At 43.0% G+C, this 18069-nt stretch carries 12 protein-coding genes; 5 read left to right on the top strand and 7 right to left on the bottom strand.

Annotation, left to right across the window (positions count from 1 at the left end; translation table 11 throughout):
• Positions 1-44: 44 nt before the first annotated feature.
• Positions 45-959 carry a helix-turn-helix domain-containing protein gene (locus ACSLBF_RS20845; RefSeq protein WP_440056555.1) on the bottom strand — a complete coding sequence of 305 codons (915 nt, stop codon included), beginning with the start codon at positions 957-959 and terminating at the stop codon, positions 45-47.
• Positions 960-1211: 252 nt separating this feature from the next.
• Here ACSLBF_RS20845 and ACSLBF_RS20840 point away from each other — a divergent pair, with 252 nt between their 5' ends.
• Complete coding sequence (locus ACSLBF_RS20840; RefSeq protein ID WP_440056554.1) at positions 1212-1775, top strand: Vps62-related protein; 564 nt, start codon at positions 1212-1214, stop codon at positions 1773-1775.
• A gap of 415 nt (positions 1776-2190) precedes the next feature.
• Complete coding sequence (locus ACSLBF_RS20835) at positions 2191-2346, top strand: hypothetical protein (protein ID WP_440056553.1); 156 nt, start codon at positions 2191-2193, stop codon at positions 2344-2346.
• Positions 2347-2416: 70 nt separating this feature from the next.
• Here ACSLBF_RS20835 and ACSLBF_RS20830 read toward each other — a convergent pair whose 3' ends face one another.
• From ACSLBF_RS20830 to ACSLBF_RS20815, 4 genes are all read right to left on the bottom strand, one after another.
• The gene (locus tag ACSLBF_RS20830) at positions 2417-4567 is read right to left on the bottom strand and encodes a DUF7507 domain-containing protein (RefSeq protein WP_440056552.1); all 2151 of its coding nucleotides are present in this window, start codon (positions 4565-4567) and stop codon (positions 2417-2419) included.
• A 467-nt stretch (positions 4568-5034) separates the two neighbouring features.
• Positions 5035-7632, bottom strand: coding sequence for a M14 family zinc carboxypeptidase (locus tag ACSLBF_RS20825; RefSeq protein WP_440056551.1), 2598 nt, complete (start codon positions 7630-7632; stop codon positions 5035-5037).
• Between the two features lie 54 nt (positions 7633-7686).
• Complete coding sequence (locus tag ACSLBF_RS20820) at positions 7687-9084, bottom strand: ATP-grasp domain-containing protein (protein ID WP_440056550.1); 1398 nt, start codon at positions 9082-9084, stop codon at positions 7687-7689.
• A gap of 4 nt (positions 9085-9088) precedes the next feature.
• A complete protein-coding gene (locus ACSLBF_RS20815; protein WP_440056549.1) occupies positions 9089-10024 on the bottom strand; it encodes an ATP-grasp domain-containing protein in 936 nt (311 codons plus the stop codon).
• A gap of 172 nt (positions 10025-10196) precedes the next feature.
• On the opposite strand from ACSLBF_RS20815, the gene ACSLBF_RS20810 reads away from it, so the two are divergent.
• Positions 10197-11327, top strand: a complete 1131-nt coding sequence (locus tag ACSLBF_RS20810) for a M20 family metallopeptidase (RefSeq protein WP_440057048.1) — start codon at positions 10197-10199, stop codon at positions 11325-11327.
• Between the two features lie 96 nt (positions 11328-11423).
• Here ACSLBF_RS20810 and ACSLBF_RS20805 read toward each other — a convergent pair whose 3' ends face one another.
• Positions 11424-14030: an ExeM/NucH family extracellular endonuclease gene (locus ACSLBF_RS20805; protein ID WP_440056548.1), complete on the bottom strand. Its 2607-nt coding sequence runs from the start codon at positions 14028-14030 to the stop codon at positions 11424-11426.
• Between the two features lie 270 nt (positions 14031-14300).
• On the opposite strand from ACSLBF_RS20805, the gene ACSLBF_RS20800 reads away from it, so the two are divergent.
• The gene (locus tag ACSLBF_RS20800) at positions 14301-15056 is read left to right on the top strand and encodes a substrate-binding periplasmic protein (protein WP_440056547.1); all 756 of its coding nucleotides are present in this window, start codon (positions 14301-14303) and stop codon (positions 15054-15056) included.
• Here the strand turns inward: ACSLBF_RS20800 and ACSLBF_RS20795 are convergent.
• Complete coding sequence (locus tag ACSLBF_RS20795) at positions 15027-15659, bottom strand: LysE family translocator (protein WP_440056546.1); 633 nt, start codon at positions 15657-15659, stop codon at positions 15027-15029. The two genes, ACSLBF_RS20800 and ACSLBF_RS20795, sit on opposite strands and share 30 nt — an antisense overlap.
• A gap of 378 nt (positions 15660-16037) precedes the next feature.
• On the opposite strand from ACSLBF_RS20795, the gene ACSLBF_RS20790 reads away from it, so the two are divergent.
• The gene (locus ACSLBF_RS20790) at positions 16038-18008 is read left to right on the top strand and encodes an alpha-amylase (RefSeq protein WP_440057047.1); all 1971 of its coding nucleotides are present in this window, start codon (positions 16038-16040) and stop codon (positions 18006-18008) included.
• Positions 18009-18069: the final 61 nt, after the last annotated feature.

The raw sequence follows: 18069 nt of genomic DNA, 5'->3' as shown, positions 1-18069 counted from the left end.
TAAAAGGGCAGCCTTTTTAATGGTTACTTTAATTTATCAAACACTCAATCAGATCTTTTTACTGTTTGAGTGCTCTCTTGACTATCACTCTCTGTGATTTTAACAGGGTTGCTTGACGGTAACGTATCGTTTTTTTGGCTCACAATATACAACTGTAACTGTTGTGAAAAATAAGTTGGACTTTTAAAACCAACTGCAGCCGACAGAGCTTTTTGTGAGGGATATATTTTATCGCAGTAGTATTCATAGGCTTTTGCCATGCGCATGTTTTTCAGATAACTACCAGGGGGAACACCAAATTGAGTTTTGAACTTACGAGTGAATGTTTTTTCCGTCATATACAACTTGGTGGCAATGGATTTAGTATCTAAACTTGGGTCGCTCAGGTTTTCTTCAATGACCTGTTTGACGGATAAAGCAAAGTCCGTAGTAATTGGAGTCATATGACTTTTAAACTTTGCTTCTTGTATTTTTCTGGTTTCTTCTTTTTTTGTATAAGCCTCGTTTTTTAGTTTCACTGCAGCAATATCGTTATTGCGCTTGTGTAGTTTATCCTTCCTAGCTCGAATATAAAAATATGCGCTTAAGGTTAATGCCAGAACCAACAACATGGGTAAAGGTTTCGTTACCAACGGTGTTACCTGAACTCCGTTTTCTACCAACATATTAGTTGAGTAGATAAAGCTCCCCCAGCCAAATAACATCAAACTGATGTTATACAGTCTTGCATACCAATCCGTCGCAAGTGCCAAAGAAGAAACTAAGCAAATGTGCAGTGCAAGTAGAAGTAGAGGAACCGGAACCAATATAGATTCACTATTGATAGCACCAACTCGCAAAATATTATTGTGTGTGATCACCAAAAAAACCACATAGATCAAAAAAGCAGCGGTAGCAATAAGGTGATTGCGTGACTTTTTAACGAACCGATTGGCGGTGAAAAAAGTGAGTATATTCATTTCCCTGATAAGACATCCATTAGAGCACTTAAAAATCCAGACATTAACATCAAAATAACAGACAAACATTTTGTTTACAATGGTCGGAGCTATGAGTGTTGGATATAGTTTTTGCAGATTCATCGGAGTCGGGTTTTACCTTTTCCTATGACGATTGTATCAAAGGGAAAAACAAGATCTGATCTCATCTTTTAGTCATTTAAGAAATAGAAATGATGACTATTTATTTTACCTATTATTAGGAACTTAACTATGAATAAGATTGAAATTGCAAGAGTGAAAACATTCAAGCTAGCTTGGGACGACCAGAAAAGTGGCGCGGGTATGAATGGGGCTTTCTACAACCCAACCGATATTCCAGTAGGATTTTATGCTATCGGTTCGTACGGGCAAGGAAATTATGATGCGCCAAATGGCAGCGTTGTGGTTGTTAAGCAATTGGACGATGGTGCATTGACACATCCACAAGACTATTCACTGATGTATGACGACAAAAAATCGGGAGCGAGATTAAACGGTTCTTTTTGGTTACCAATTCCGCAAGATGGCTATGTTGCAATGGGCATCGTTTGTGTAGAAGGATATGAAAAGCCTTCGACAGACATGGTTGTTTGTTTACGAAAAGATCTTGTCACGAAGGGAAGTGCTGGAAGCCCAATTTGGATTGATAGTCATTCTGGCGCTACTATGGACGGTGGCTTTTGGAATATTGATGTCGAAGCGGGTTCAATCAATACAGGTACGTTTGCAGGCACTCAAACTCATGTCTCTACTGGAGCGAAACCTCTGTTCGGGATCAACAATAATGTTGCGTAGCAGAATATCTCGCAACTACTTTTCAAACTAAAAAGCGAACAAGATGGGTATTGCTGCTGATTAAAAGGTGGCAATCTCAATTTTGGCGTTGTTGTTTTGAGCGCAGGATAATCCAAGGACAGTCATTGCAGTAACAGTATTGTGCGACTGTCCATATTTAGGTCCATAATTACATTCCAGAGTGCTTTTTCAATTGCCCTGAATAAGGTCTTCACAAGCCTGCTGTGGACAGTTTGGCGTGCAAATATCTACTGTAGATTTTCCCACATTCCCAAAGCCCGCACTAATCAGTAAGGAAAAAATAATGTAAAACTCATTGTTGCTGAGTTTATAAAAAGAGCGTGTTTGGTGAGGTTTTGTTAGGCTTAGCTGTCGGTGAATAAACACGACATGACTAATCATTAAAGGAAATAATATGAAACTCAGTCTATCTAAGAAAAAACTAAAAGCACTTAGTCAACAAATGCAACTGAACAATAATGTGACTCCTCACGTTGCAGGTGGTGGAAATTCGGTTGAATGGTGTCGAAGCCAAAGATCTGTGTGCATTGTAACGCGTAACTTCTGCTAGCCACTAAATGCTTCAATCAAAAAATGCTGCGCCTAATTTGGCGCAGCATTTTAGTCGACATAAAACAATTTTAGTCAAAGTTTACAGTAGCAGAATCAGCAGGCTTCACTGCTTGTGATCCATCATCATCTTCAACTGTTGCGGTTACTGTATTCACATGTGGTGAAGAAGTAACGATAGCACTAAATTCACAGCTGTAGCTGTCACCGGCTTGTGTGGCTTCAGCTAAAACTTGAGGTACAGAACACGTAGTAGACTGAATATCTCCAGCAATCACGGTGATATCACCAAACTTATCGTCTATCAGACTGGTTAGTGTCAGAGGTTCAGCATCAGAGTCATTAGACACCGTTACTTGATATGTCACCACTGCTTGTGTCGCAGTTTTCACCAGACTTGCTGCCGGTTGTACGTTTTGAATATTAACCGTTGCATCGGCCATATCCGTTAACGTTTCACCATCATCGTCGACACCAGTTACAGTGACAATATTGGTAACGGATGAGTTACCATTGCCAGCAACATAGCTTGAGACGGAACAACTATAAGTGCCACCCGGTGCAATAATTTGTGGTAATGAACAACTTCCCTGACCATCCAGTGCACCCAGTTTATCATCGTCAAACACCGTGATTGTGACTGTATCCACCGTCGAAGTGTTATTGATGGTATAAGTATACGTCACGTTACCGCCGGGTTCGTGTAATAGCTCAGGTGACGCTGACTTAAGTACATCAATACTTGATGGTGTGTTTAAGATAACCACAGTTGCTGAGTCACTGGCACTCACGGTGTTACCGTCATCATCACTACCAGTTGCAGTGATGGTGTCTGTTTCTGAGTCTCCAGCATTACCATTAACAAGTACTGTGAATGCACAGTTATAACTACCACCGACCGCAATAAGTTGTGGCACCGAACAATCACCTTGACCATTTAGGTCTCCGTGAATTGAGTCAATTAACGAATCGATAGTTACCGGATCAGACGAGGCTGCGCTGGTATTATTAATTACCACTGAAAAAGTAACTGCTCCGCCTGGCTCAAGTAATTCTGTGGGCGAAGCTGTTTTAACCAGTGTAATACTGGGTATTGAATCGCTAAGCGTGACGGTGGCGTCATCATCACCATTGAGGTTATTGCCGTTGTCGTCGGTGCCACTTGCAGTCACTATGTTGGTTTCAACATCACCAGCATTTCCAACTAGGTCAACCGTAAAACTACAGGTGTATGTATCTATACCGCCGGGGTTTCGGTCATCCGGCACTATCGTTTGTGGGACGCTACACGTTGTATTGATAATACCGTCATGGCCAGCAACCGTGATATCGCCGTAAATACTGTCCATCAAAGTATTTAGAGTGACATTATTTTGTGGATCAATGCCGACGTTAGTCACAGCAACGGTAAAGGTTACGCTACCGCCAGGCTCTACGAGCGTCGTTGGATCAGCCGTTTTTGAAACCAATAGTTCCGCGGGTGGGACTGAAATTGGAATGTTAAAGGTGTTATCACATTTACATTTTGACGGTGAACCAGGATACGCATCACTCGGTACCGTACACAATTCATTGGCACCGGCTTGACGCCAACTTGTACAGTAAGGCAAGTTCAATTGACCGTCATTATCCGGGTCAACACAAGTCGCAGTTAACGTAAATGTTGGATATAAGGGATTAAAATCAGGTTTACTGATGTCGCCACATTGATCTTGAATGCCCGAAGGAGTGGATTCTCCAGGTAATGGATCATCAGTTCCATCTAAGTCTAACCAAGGTGGAGATGGCTGGAATGGTAGCGTTGATATACTACACGAACCACTTTGAGCTCCATCATTATTAGGATCACCATCGGTGACGAAATAGATCCCGACATCATGACGTTCTTTTGAAGTTGTCTCTATTTCAAAAGTCGCTGTGAAGGAAACCGTGTCACCTTGATATGCACAACCATCATCTAAAATTTCTAGCTGAGGTGTACCGTCAGGATTCGTTGCTACACCAGCAATCGCGACGTCATTTGCGGTACATTGCACAGCAAATCCGGCTGTTTCTTCCATACAGCCACCAAGCTCGGTGGATAGCGCAGTGGCATTAACACTGGTTAGTAGTCCAATCGTTAATGCTATTCCTGTGGTTAAAGGCCGTAAAGCCTTTTTGGTCGGACGTGCTAATAAACTGCTGACCACGCTTTTTGCACGTGTTCTGTAAGTTAAAAGCATAAGGATACTCCTTTGAGGTAAATAGTGTTCACATTGTGCTAACTACAACCAATACGACTACTCCTGTCAGCTCGTTAGAACGGTGAAGGCTCATAGTGCAGCCCGTACTTCATCCATCAATAAATGGATGACATAAGGTTTTTACTCGTCGGTTCATCACCTCCAAATGATCGGTAAAACAAAGACCTAAAACAGAGACGAAATATGCGTTTATTTCAGTGTTGCTCGAAATGGATTTACATTATACATCTATATAAGACATAAAAATTTCTATATAAAGTGGAGTTTTAATTTATCGTTGCTTTTTTGGGGATAGGAGTTGCACTAAAAGCCATACTTTTCATGTGGTTATTTTAGAAATCAAAACAAATATTAAAGTATTAATATATTAATAAAGTTGTAGGTAAAAAGTTTGGTGGTGCGTCGCTGTCAAACATGTCGTTAACGCACCACCGAAAACAACGGAATTAGGCTTGTTTATCAGTATCACCGGGATAGTAAATTACGGCAGGTTCCGAATAATTAGGTACGTGGTCATAACTGAATACCGCATAATATTTCGAGAGCTTTGAAGTCCCAAAGTTATCCAAAGTATACTCGTCTTTACCACCATAGAGTTTAACGCCATCAAATGGCGAACGCGGTGGATGAAAGCGGTTTCTAACTACAAAGTTACCGACCAGATCGGCATTATCAGGGTTGTCCCATGTTAGTTTTACCACGCCATTTTCTACCTTGGTTTGTAAGTTAGTCGGGGCGGGGAGTGCTTGAGTACGACGGCGAATAAAGTGGACAGTCAGTTGTGCTGGTTGTTGAGCACTGCAATCGGCCCAATTGATCAACGCCGACTGAGCCTGCGACTCGGCAGTGGCACGAATAATAAAATAAAACGGTGTCTGGGCACGATACAAGCGGGCTAACTCGTTCAGGCTGTAACTATCAAAATTGAAGTTATGGGTGGTGCGTTCTTTTAGCTGAGCGTTACTCACTTCGTAGCCAATGTATTCAATTTTTTGCCGCTGTTTTACATGTTTGAAATCAACATCTTTTAACTCAACCAACTCAACGGTAAAGCGTACATCCTTGGCGGAAGACAAGCTATTATTACTATGAAGGGTTAAGCAGGCTTGAGTAAACACGGTCTTCTCGGGATCGAGAGGTTGTTCGTGCTCAAATGCCAATTGCCCATATACAATTTCGCCCTCGTCATCAAAACCTGAAGCCAATTTGTCTGCAATCACTTTATCGCGATAAATGGTATTACAGGAGGAAGCGTTCAAGGTTAATGACTGTTCGGGGAGCTGATAGATGAGTTCAAGGTTAGGGCGGTAATGTAGGCCGCTGCCAAATGGGCCGTAACCGATGTCGAATTGCATTACTTGGGAATCGTTTCCAACTGGCAATCGGTCTGGGCCTTGAATGCGTAGCAGTAACGTGCGTTGGCTCAATAGCCGGTTGAGTAACGCACGTTCAACACCATTCAGTGACCATTTTAGCCAGATCCCTTGCGTCATTTTGTCTGACTCAATGGTTTGTCCCAAAGTATGTAATGGCTCTGCTTCGGTAATAACCTGAAAGTCGTAAATATCGTCAAGCAAGCTGGCGTCTAGAATTGAAATAGACCATTCACCATACTTTTCAATTTTCGCATTAACACGATTCATTGGATACAAATAGAACTGCGCCGTTTCAATATGAGAACCCTCAGGAATATTGCTGATGTCGAATGCGACTACACCAACACTGATACCTCGGCTCTTATCTATGCCGATAAACATTGAGTTGTAGCCAAAGTGCTCCTTATTTTTACCTAGAAAGTTCTGTGACAAATAGCCAATATGCTCTCTTGCTGGAAATAGTGTGCGGCTACATTGGTGATTGTCTAGTTTGGTGCGAAGTCTCAGTTCAGGACTAAATGGGGATTTAATCTTGGTCACTTTGTCCACGGCGCGAATATTGTAAAAGTAGGTATGCCCACTTTTTAGCTGTTGATCAATAAAGGATAAAGATTTGGTAATGGCTACCAAAGAGGCTTCAGTACATGCTGCCTTATTATGCTCATTGCGATATAGCTCAAAATAAATATCATCGCGTTCTTCATATTCCCACTCTAACTCTGCGCTGTCATGATTGACGTTAGCGATGGTGAAATTAGTGACACGGTTTGGCGCAAGTGGGGAATAGTTAATGGCTTCACTGAGCGCATACAATACAGCGGGAATATTTTCTGCGACACTTTCGGCCATATTTTTCATGTAATCAGGAATATTCCGAGTTCCAACTTCAACCACAGTGGCGATAATGCCTTTGCGATAGTAATATTCTCGACCACTACCATGGATCAGTTGTGCTGGTGGTTTGCCGCGATGTATACCATATTGCCGGCCAGTTACCTTTTTAATCTCGTTGTTCATGTTGGCGCACAACACATTTAAATCGGTGCCTTCTATCTCAACCTCATGGTTGAACTTATGGGCAGGAAAAAACACATTGCCTTGTGAGTGATAATCCAAAGCAATACGGATGTTCTCATGACTCTCCACAAAATCTCGTATAGCGCAGGTCTCAGGCTCTGAAAAGGCGTGCGGACCACCGTAGGTGTTTGATGCGGTATTTTGGTTTCGCATAAACTTTGCATCGAAATTGCGGTTTAGATCTACGCCAAACGAACCATCACCATTGTTACGACGGTTTTTTCGCCAGAATGAAAAGTGGTTTCGTGAATATTCAAAGCCGTCAGGGTTTAGGCAGGGCACCATATACAAAGTATTTCGCGTTAACGCGGTTTGTAACTTTGGATTAAAGCGATAATTGTCGATCACATACTGAATAAATTTAATGGCGAGCTCGTTACCAATCCACTCTCTTGCGTGAATGGAACCAGTGTAAAGTAATGCAGGTTTATCATCGGCGTAAGTCACATCAAGGGATACCGTGACCAACATAATTGGTCTTCCTTCCCAAGTTTCGCCGATGCTTTGTAGCCGAATAAGGTGAGGGTGTTCGCTCATTGCTTTTTTGAGCATGTCGATGGTGTCTTGATACGACGCATATTGAATTTTCATAGATACTCCGAGAAAGGCAAAACCCGCTTGTAAACAAACAAGCGGGTGGTGTGATTACGCAGGTGTTGGATAGTTATTGTGGCTCATCACGTGTTGCCAATGAGATAATATACGTTCGAGCTTACGGCTTTTCAGGTTGCGGACAGAGCAAAGACGCTCAGGGTCGTTATTCAGGGCTTCTACAACGCCAGGCGCTCCAAAACTTGATAGCAGTTCATCAATCATTTTGTCGCCAATACCTTTCACTTCAGACAGAATCGCTCTTAGTTGCTGTTCATCAAATTCACTTGGCGCATAGCTATTAAGTTCAGAGTTGTTTTCATCACTCCCTGGAAGCGGCGCGTATTGCTTTGCTTTGATATTGGTAGCTTGCAGCGTGTAATTATCCTGAAAATTCCAGACTTCTGATGGCCATTCTTCACTTGGGTCATATTTCACATCCATGATTGGATAGTTGTTTTCATCTAGACCGGTAAATAGCTCGCCAGAGTCTTGGCTCGGTGTGTACGAAGAAAAACTGATATGGCGCATAGTGCGTAGCAAATTTGAGTTGATTTTGCCCAGCTCTTCCCAATTGTAGAGCGGGATGTTGGGCTTTCTGAAACGACCGCTACCGAGCATCCACATTAAATACTGACCGATCCAGTCACGGATGTAGGGGAACGCTGCAAACGCGGTGGCACATTCTAAAATACGGAGTTTTCCATCGACACCCAAAGCAATGTCACAAGCCCAGTATTCTGCGTTGGCTGCTTTTGATGCCTTAGCTGCTAGGTCTAGTACAGACTTTGGCACGTCTTGATAATCCATGCTGCCACCTTGGCTGGTGTTAGTGAGCCATTCACCCTCAGGCGGTCGACGCCAAAATGCACACACCGGTTTATGACCAACCAGCATGACACGAATGTCTGCCTGCATCGGCACAAATTCTTGCACGTAAACTGGATAGTAGCGCTTTTCCGTGAGTAACTGTTTTGCCTCAGTATAGCTGTCTACTTTATGTACAAAGTAGCCGCCATAGTTGGACGGACCATAAGAACGTTTGATGATTTTTGGGTAGCTCGCCTTGGCCAAATATTGCTGGGCTTTTTCAGGAATATAAAAGATTTCTGTATGTGGCGTTGGCAGATCATATTTACGGCAAAAATGCGTGACGTTTTCTTTGGATTTGTTAGAAAATTGGCTATCTAAAGAGGGTAAAAATCTCACTTCAGGAAGCGCACGAGCAATCTCTCGAAATGTCTCATAAGCGGTCGCAGGGATATTACCGATAAGTACGTCAATTTTCTTGCGTTTAACTTCTTTGATAAACCGCTCTTTATCATTCCCCCAATGGTAGGTGACGGTTTCTATTTTATCTGGCCAGCCTTTGAAGTTAGATTTGTCAAAAAAGCGCAGTACATAGTCGAGATACAAAAGTCCAATTTTTGGAAGTGTTTTTTTGGTTGTCATTGCCCTAGGCCACCTTCGCTGAGTGAATACCAGATTTGCGTTGAATCGTTTTTTCAATGAGCTCAACCATGGCGTTAAGCTTGGTATTATTAAAGTTGAGTCCCAACGCTTCTTGTTCGGGGGTTGCAAATGCTGGAATGGTATTAACCTCTAGCACAACATACTGTTCTCGTTCACGGTCATAAATCAAATCAACACCGGCGATTTCTAGGTCTAAAATATTAGCGGCCTGAATGGCTAAGTCGACCACCTCTTGATTTGGCTCACGGACAAACACTGAGCCGCCGCTGGTGATATTGGTTTTCCAATCGTCTTTTGGTGCTTTACGGCCATAGCAACCAACAAATTTGCCATCCACCACATCGATTCGATAGTCGGTATTGTCATAGTTGATAAAACGTTCTACATAAAAGTAGCGCAAATCGGTACGACTGAGAAATGGCAGCAACATGTCCAGTGCTTGTTCACCATCGATTTTAACTATGCCTACACCTCCCCAACCATCCGTCGGCTTGTACACCAACTTACCACCAAAGTCGCGAATAGCGGATTTCAGACCATCCATATCATTTTTGTGACAAAGGCGGTAATCCGCGGTGCAAATTCCGTGACTGGATAGTAGGTGAGAAGTTCTGAACTTATCTTCGGCGAGAGAGAAAGCGTTGAAATTGTTGAGAGTGGGGATGGTGCGGCTAAGAACTTGATAAAGGTAGAGTTGAAATTGTGTTTGTTGTCCGGCGTTGTAACTGAGAAAGGCGTCTAATTCTTCCATTACCACTCCGTTACACATTATTTTGCCATCTTGTGCCCTCGCATCTCTGAGGTTTAGTCCTACACTCGCTTGAATTCCGCGTTCCGCTAGTAGGTGCACAAGTTTTTGTTCTATGGCTTTACCACCGCCATTTTCATACATCCAGATGCCAACATGTGATGCTGCCACTGTGTTCTCCTTGGTTAGATAGCGTTAATAGGCGTTGTCGTAGGTGCATTGTAAACGTCATTGTGTGACAGATTTTTTAAAAAAAAGGATGAACAAAATTTGTTCATAAAAGCTTCACTTTACTGCAACGACTGCTCGCCAGCATGAGGCAAAATTGATAAGGAGCAGGATGATGGCTGAGTTAGATTTTGACGAATTAGCAACACTAATTAATTGCAATTCCTACAGTAAAAATAAGGCAGGTGTCGATCTGCATGGAGAACAGATGGTGGAGTTGTTAGTACCACTCGGGTTTTCGCTAACGCGTTATCCAAGAGAAAATATTGGCGATCATTTGTTGTTTCAGACTCCAAAAAGTGTCGGTAAGAAAATCTTGCTGCTAGGGCATCTCGATACGGTTTTTCCGCCCGATACGTTTACTGATTTTAGGCAAGATGATACGTGGGTGTATGGGCCCGGTGTGTGTGATATGAAAGGTGGAAATTTCGTTGCATTAAATGCACTAAGAAGGCTTAAACAAACATTTGGTACCTTAAACAATATCGACTTTTTGTTGGTTAGTGATGAAGAAACCGGGAGTGATGATAGCAAGTTATTAACGCACACAATCGCAAAAGAATACGATGCGTGTTTAGTGTTTGAAGCCGCAGGTCAAGATCATGAAGTGGTGATCGCTAGAAAAGGCATTGCTACGTTCGACATTACTATTCAAGGCAAAGCCGCTCATGCTGGCAACCATTACCAAGATGGAATTAACGCCAACCTTGCGTTAGCAAATATGCTAATTGCTCTGACTAGACTTACAGATTTAGAGCAGCAAAGCACCGTGAACGTCGGTAAAATTAAGGGAGGGATCGGCGCAAATACCATCTCACCCCATGCCAACATGTTAGTTGAAGCAAGATTTACCAACCGCCAAGAGCAATTACGTTTGTTAAGCGCCATAGACGAGGTTTGTATTCAAGCCCGAACGGAAGGCGTACAAATTGAAGTCTCAGGTGGTCTTCAGCGTGGAGTAATGAGTGAAACGCCAGAGCAGCTCGATTTTTTGCGACAAATTGAATCGATACTCGGGTATGCACTGAAAACGGAAAAGCGTGGTGGCGTTTCGGATGCGAATGTTGTGGCATCAGCAGGAGTTCCAACACTTGACGGATTTGGACCCTATGGCGACGGTGACCATACCATACATGAACGGGCGTTAAAATCGAGTTTCGCACTGAGAACTTCTCAGGTTAGTGAGATCTTAGCTTGTTTGTGTTTTAACTATAAAACAGAGGCATTAGAGACACATTCTGCCTAGCTTGTCGGATTTACTCTGTTAGACATAAATAAAAAGCGCAACAGTGGTCTGACTGTTGCGCTTTTACTTGATACCAACACTAATAGGGGTTATGTATTAGTTTGCTTTGATAGCTTTGTACTTAAGAGTAACGCTGTGATACGGGAAGATACCACGCAGTCTAAAGTTCCACTTACCTTCAGCAGGTTGATCAAAGGTACAGCTTTCTTCACTACCCCAAAGGTATGGGCGGCAGTCATATTTAAAAAAGCTTGGCATTTTGTGATAGCGGACATATAAATCCGCTTCGCCCTGACCTGTGATCGACACTTCTAGTTTGTCAAAGCCCGCAGGGAGGTCGATGGATTTGGTCTGCCACCAGAACCAGCCCGCTAGATTGGTAAACTCACCTTCGATAACTGTCGGCTCTTTTGCAAAGTTGAAATCGATTACCACAGGATCGTGATCAGAAGCACGGTAGGCATGCTCAGCATACAAGCTAGCTTTGTGGTTATCTGATTTATATTCTGTGTTGTAGTCTAGTGCGACTGGCTCATCAGCATTGATATGCCAGTCAGTCACTGACTGTACTTTGTCGTACATGCTAGATGAAGCAAAGGCGTGATCTAGGCTACCAATACGGCCTTGATATACATATGAGTAGTCTTGGCTGTTTCCGTGGAACTGTTTCTTCACGTCGACAAAGCCGTTATTGATGTAGGTCGTGATAGGATCTTCCAATCCATAGGCATTCATATCACCTAAGATGATGACATCTTCTTCAACTACGCCAGTTGGGTTAGCGGCAAGCCACTCAGTCAATTTGTTTACTGCATTGACACGAGTTTGGTTCCAGCAGCCTTGGCCGTCATTTTGGTCTTGGTCTAGGCCTTCTGCTTTTGAACAACTCCCTTTTGAGCGTAAGTGTGCCATAACCACAGTGAAAGTTTCATCACTGCTAACATCTTTAAATGTTTGTACCACAGGTGGACGGTTACCATAGTCAAATGGCACCGCTTCTGTGAATGAGGCCGTTCCGACTTCAGACACTTTGTTACTGCGATAAATAATCCCAGAAGTAATCGCATCACCGCCGACTTTATCCACGTTTAAGTTAACAAAGGCATAGGTATTATCGCTGTCAGCTGAGTTCAAGCTGTTAACCAAGTCAGCAATTGCACTTAATTCAGAGAAGCCATCGTTTTCAACTTCTAATAAGCCAATGACGTCCGCATCTAGTGCAACAAGCGCTGATAATGTTTTGGCTTTTTGACGCTCAAATTCTTCGATATTGTCTGCGCCACGAGGTGTTGGGAAACCACCGCCTTGACCGTCGCCATTGAAGTAATTTAATACGTTAAAACTAGCAATTCTTAAATCACCACGTTGTTCTACAACGGGTGCTTCAGTGCGTAAATTGGTGTTGATAAAGTTTGGCGTCACGGTTGGGTGGATGCGGTACTTACTGTAGCCGTAACCTAGTACACCTTGAACACCCGTGACTTTATCGCCAAGTCTTAATGTGTTGTATGCGTCAAGCGTTGGCGTTGGGTAAGGAATAACGTCAGGATTTTGAACTGAAGAACCATCATCGAGAAGGATTTCTTTAGCTTTGTTTTGTGCTTCAAGTTGGTTTGCAGCTTCACCAGGTGTTGCAATTTGCGTGCTTTGATAAAGGCGTTCAGTTCCTAACAGGACTTCACCATAACGCTTAAGTCCATAGGTATCATTTACGATCAAATCGTTGCTGATGTTTACAAACATCCCTTCGTAGGCTTCTAGGCCCTGTTCAACAGGCAAGGAAATATCGGTGGCGCTAAATGGTGCAGTGCCGCAAACTTGCAAGTCTGCAACAAAACCAAGCTGCGTTTGGCCATATTTTTCTTCGACTTTTGCGCGTAACTTAACAACATCTCCAACGTTCACTGAGGTGTCTTTAAAGTAAACAAAAATACCTTCTGATGTACTGCTGTCAGAATCTTGATCGGCACTTTCTTCTTGAATGAAGAAACCTTTCAACTGCTCGTCGCCTTGCAAGCTGGAAGTCACAACCGCTTGTACTTCAACAATTTCACCAGCTAGTGGACTAGCATCGCCATTCCCTTGAATCGCACTGATTAAGGTGTTGTTTTCACCACAGACAAGTGGATCTGGCTCTGGTACGTCACCACCGTTTATGTGACTACCTAAATTTGAAAAGTCGTCTTTTGCTAATACTAACCATTGTGATTCACCAGCAAACTCAGCGGTTGCATCGGTTCTGCCTGTAGTAATAGTATTTTTACGTACCAATGTTCTGTCTTTGGTACGAACTTCTCCGTCTATCCATTCACTTCCAGGATCTACACCAAGCTGTCCAAGGCTATCTACGACGTCACCATTGCGGGTTAGCGTAATGGCATCATCACCATTGAACCAACTACTTTTGTTGGTCAGTTGTGCTTTATTTACAACCTCAGCAGCGGCATCTGCATGTGCAATAACATAGGTAGCTTTTGCAGCTAAAGTGCCAGAAAGCTCAATGTTAGTGCGTGCTTCTTGAGCACCGTTAAAGAAAAAATTAACCGCATATCCTGACAGGTCAACGTCGCTATCGCCACCGTTATATAACTCGATAGCTTTGTTATAGCTGCTTCCTTCTACATATTCAGAGATGATCACTTCGGCTTGAACGCTCATACATGCAAGCGTTACTGCAGAAGCGAGTAGTGATTTTTTAATCATATTATTATTTTCCCGTGTTTTTTATCGTTACCCGAATATTGCTCCGGGTGGCATAGTTTAAGTTTTTCACTTTACATTTCAATTAAAGTTAAATGTCTATTTACATTGGTTTACATTGAGTTGTGCGGTAGAGGACATTTATCGTTGCAATTTGGATTGATTTGGTTGTTTCTTTACTCGGTGAACTATTCGCCTTTTGGCGCTGCTGCCTTCGGCGTCTGATATGGTCTACACTGAATTTATTAAACGAAGAGCTAGAATGAGATTAGCGTGCGTGAAGGCGTGAATTGGTTTGTCATTGTGTTGATAGTGCTTTTGTCGTTCGATGGACAAGCAGGTTCTAGTGTTGTTCCAATTTCTAAAGTAACGGGTAGTCACAACCTTTGGCCGCCCTATGTGATCGATGAGAGTTCTGGCTTTTCGGTTGAAGTAGTGGGCCAAGCGTTTGCTAATCAGAACATACGGTTCCAATTTATGGATGCGCCTTTTAGTCGTTCCATGCGTCTGCTAAATAAGCACAAAATTGACATTATTCCGGCACTTTGGTGGTCAAAGCAGCGGGCTGAGACGGTGCTATTTAGTCAATCTTACTTTCATAACAATCTGGTTCTTGTCTCAGCTCAGCAAGGTGTTTTTCACTTTAGCAAAATTGACGAATTATCAGGCAGAAGTGTATGCGTTATTCGGGGTTATCGCTCAGTAGAGTTATTGGGTGCGGTTGAAGGAATTTTGTTGGTGCAGCTAAATTCGCTTAACGCTTGTATCATTCACTTGAGTATGGGAAGAGTGCAGCATGTGGTAGCGGATGAGCTGGCAATTTTATATCTGAAACAACGTAATCCGAGGTTTACGAGTTTGTATATTCATCAAGAAAAGCTAGCGATATGGCCGCTGCATATTGGTATTAATCGCCACCATCCTAACGCAGAGCAAATTATTTCTGCATTTAATCAAGGTTTGCAAACCCTAAAAAACAGTGGGGTATATCATCAAATCCTAGCTAAATACGGTTTTAAACAGGGCTGAATTAGCAATCAAATCTTGCATTGAAGGCAGCACAGACAAAACGAGCAACACGGCCATCACACCATTAAAGTAGCGCCGACGTTGACCATTAATAAGCCAGTTTTGCAGCGAAACACCAGCCAACATCCATATGCCCACACAAGGAATGGCAACAATTAAAAAGACGAGCGGTAATAGCCACTGGGTGTTCATAAAGTCCGTCGATTGAGTGCCAAAAGCGCCGATTGCACCAATCGCTATCACCCATGCTTTACCGTTTATCCATTGCAATAAAGCACCGTGTATAAACCCAAGCGGAGACGCATTGTCTTTGCTATCAGCTTGACTTGTGTCGTTGGCTACTTGCCACGCAAGGTAAAGCATGTACAAACAACCCGTCCATTGCAGCAAATGTTGCATGACCGGAAATGCCTGTAGCAGTTCACCAATACCCATTAATACCGCAAGTAGCATAAACGCGAACCCGAAGCAGATCCCGAACAACAGTGGCATTGAACGGCGGGTGCCATGATTCAAGCCAGAAGACATCACCAATATGTTGTTTGGTCCAGGCGTGATTGAAGAAACAATCGCAAAAAGTGTAATGGCGATGAGCGTGTCCATTTCGGTTCCTTAATTCAAACTTGCTTATCTGCTGCAATGTTCAATCAACAGGCCTCATAAGGTCCATGTTATTGCATACGTATTCAGTGGACTGATTTTACTGAGCAACTATTGTGTTTCATAAATGTAAATAACCACAACTGCGGATAAACGAATTTGCCCAATAATACTATTTTGTCCACTATCTTCGTTGTTTTCACTTGTAATAGCCAGCTATTAAAAGCGAAAACGCCGTAGTATTGAGCAAAATATCATCATTGGCATGAGAGGAATCATTGGGTTTTGAGAGTTTACACTTTCAAAACTCTTATCCGCAGCTGAAGTTTAATAAAAACAGAGAGCACAATGATAAAACTAAAAAACCTTTGCGTTGCTACCATGGCTGCGGTAACGAGTATAGCGAGCGTGTCCAGTTACGCAGCTAACAATGACGTCACGACTTTCGTTCATTTGTTCGAATGGTCATGGCCAGATGTTGCGAAAGAGTGCGAAACCTTTCTAGGACCGAATGGCTATGCAGCGGTACAAGTATCACCACCAAATGAGCACATTGTTGGCGATACATGGTGGACTCGGTATCAGCCCGTTAGCTATCAATTAGTCAGTCGTAGCGGTGATAAGACTGAGTTTGCAGATATGGTGGCACGCTGTAAAGCAGCTGGTGTCGACATCTATGTGGATGCGGTCATCAATCATATGGCTCATGGCAGTGGAACAGGTGTTGCTGGCAATCAATTTGCTAATAAACAATACCCTATTTATAGCCCTAGAGACTTTCATGAAACGTGTGCTATCAATCCACAAGACTACGGCAACAATGCGTGGCGAGTACAACACTGTGAATTAGTTGGATTGCACGACTTGGATACCGATGCAACTTACGTTAAAGGCAAACTTACGGAGTTTTTAAACTCACTGACAAGCTTAGGTGTGGCTGGATTCCGACTTGACGCTAGTAAACATATGCCCGCACAACACATTTCCGACATATTGTCTGGCGTTTCGGGTAACCCTTTAGTGTTTCAAGAAGTCATAGACCAAGGCAGTGAGGCGGTTTCTGCGTCTGAATATTTTGGCAATGGTTTAGTAACCGAATTTAAATACAGTATCAAGCTCAGTGACACGTTTAAAAATGGCAAATTAGCTTGGTTGCGGAACTTCGGTGAGGCTTGGGGCATGATGCCTAGCTATCAAGCCGTGGTGTTTACTGACAACCATGACAATCAGCGTGGTCACGGTGGAGCCGGAGCGGTGGTCACATTTGCCGATGGCGATTTATACGATTTAGCCAATGTTTTTATGCTAGCTTACCCTTACGGATATCCAAAGGTCATGTCTAGCTTTGAGTTTAATGGCGATACAGATGCGGGTCCTCCGAATGTGCCTGTTCATCAAGAAAGCCAATTGAATTGTCATCAGACGCTTTGGCAATGTGAACATCGTCGCGAAAAAATTGTCGGTGCAATGCGTTTTCGCAATGCGACTAATGGTAATTGGCAAGTTTCCAACTGGTGGGATAATGGAAACAATCAGATCGCTTTTTCTCGAGGGAATTTGGGCTTTGTCGCGATTAACAAAGAGTCCAGCGGCATGAACGTATCGCTACAAACAGGGCTGGCACCGGGGGTATATTGTGATGAACTATCAGGTCAAAAAAAACAGCAGGATTGCAGTGGGCGTAGTGTTTCAATCGATAGTAACGGGATGGCAACGATATCTTTAAATGCGATGGATGCCATTGCTATTCACCACCTTAGTAAACTTGAGCAGCCGCCCATGAATCCAGATTGGCAACGAACGCTAGTGTTTATCAAAGCGCAAACTCAGTCTGGTCAAGATATGTTTGTGCGAGGTGGGATCGATCATCAATTTGCACAGACGATAGGTAGAGACTGCGATCAAAACCCAGTACTGTGTATGATACCAATTAAACACCTGAATTTAAGAAACCCAACTACAACAAACTGGAAAGTGGGCGACGGCCACCTTGACTGGTTGGGTTCTGAGCCATCTCAATCATCTGAGGCAATGGGAAGTCCTCTTGATTGGACCACAGATCAGTGGCCGAATGACTGGGGCGCGGCCAAACGCTACGCAACCGATGGGTTTGGTGAGATGATTTTAAACCAATGGGGTGCGCATTACTGGCTGTTAGATGTAGAAATGGATTGCAGTAAAAGCTATCAAGGTTGGTTTGAATTGAAAGCCTATGTCAAAAATGGACAAGGCTGGGAAAATGACATTAATCAGCTTGATGCTCCGTATAAAAGCAGTAATCACTTTGCTCGCTGCGGCAAAATCAATGTCTTTGAATTTAATGCCGGTGAGGTACAAATAATTAACTTTTAGCTACTATAACCTCAGCTGCGTATAAGGGTTTTGGTGATCCAAAATTAAGGCGACGCTTAGC

This window comes from Pseudoalteromonas sp. T1lg65 (assembly GCF_051930985.1).
In the GTDB taxonomy this organism is placed as follows: Bacteria; Pseudomonadota; Gammaproteobacteria; order Enterobacterales; family Alteromonadaceae; genus Pseudoalteromonas.
Note: the sequence above shows the minus strand (reverse complement) of the source record. Positions and strands in the feature narration are given on the sequence as shown.

What these genes read in the sequence shown, in the direction of transcription:
- ACSLBF_RS20830 (WP_440056552.1), bottom strand. Translation starts at nt 4,567, where the DNA reads ATGCTTTTAACTTACAGAACACGTGCAAAAAGCGTGGTCAGCAGTTTA.
- ACSLBF_RS20845 (WP_440056555.1), bottom strand. Translation starts at nt 959, where the DNA reads ATGAATATACTCACTTTTTTCACCGCCAATCGGTTCGTTAAAAAGTCA.
- ACSLBF_RS20795 (WP_440056546.1), bottom strand. Translation starts at nt 15,659, where the DNA reads ATGGACACGCTCATCGCCATTACACTTTTTGCGATTGTTTCTTCAATC.
- ACSLBF_RS20805 (WP_440056548.1), bottom strand. Translation starts at nt 14,030, where the DNA reads ATGATTAAAAAATCACTACTCGCTTCTGCAGTAACGCTTGCATGTATG.
- ACSLBF_RS20835 (WP_440056553.1), top strand. Translation starts at nt 2,191, where the DNA reads ATGAAACTCAGTCTATCTAAGAAAAAACTAAAAGCACTTAGTCAACAA.
- ACSLBF_RS20825 (WP_440056551.1), bottom strand. Translation starts at nt 7,632, where the DNA reads ATGAAAATTCAATATGCGTCGTATCAAGACACCATCGACATGCTCAAA.
- ACSLBF_RS20810 (WP_440057048.1), top strand. Translation starts at nt 10,197, where the DNA reads ATGGCTGAGTTAGATTTTGACGAATTAGCAACACTAATTAATTGCAAT.
- ACSLBF_RS20820 (WP_440056550.1), bottom strand. Translation starts at nt 9,084, where the DNA reads ATGACAACCAAAAAAACACTTCCAAAAATTGGACTTTTGTATCTCGAC.
- ACSLBF_RS20840 (WP_440056554.1), top strand. Translation starts at nt 1,212, where the DNA reads ATGAATAAGATTGAAATTGCAAGAGTGAAAACATTCAAGCTAGCTTGG.
- ACSLBF_RS20790 (WP_440057047.1), top strand. Translation starts at nt 16,038, where the DNA reads ATGGCTGCGGTAACGAGTATAGCGAGCGTGTCCAGTTACGCAGCTAAC.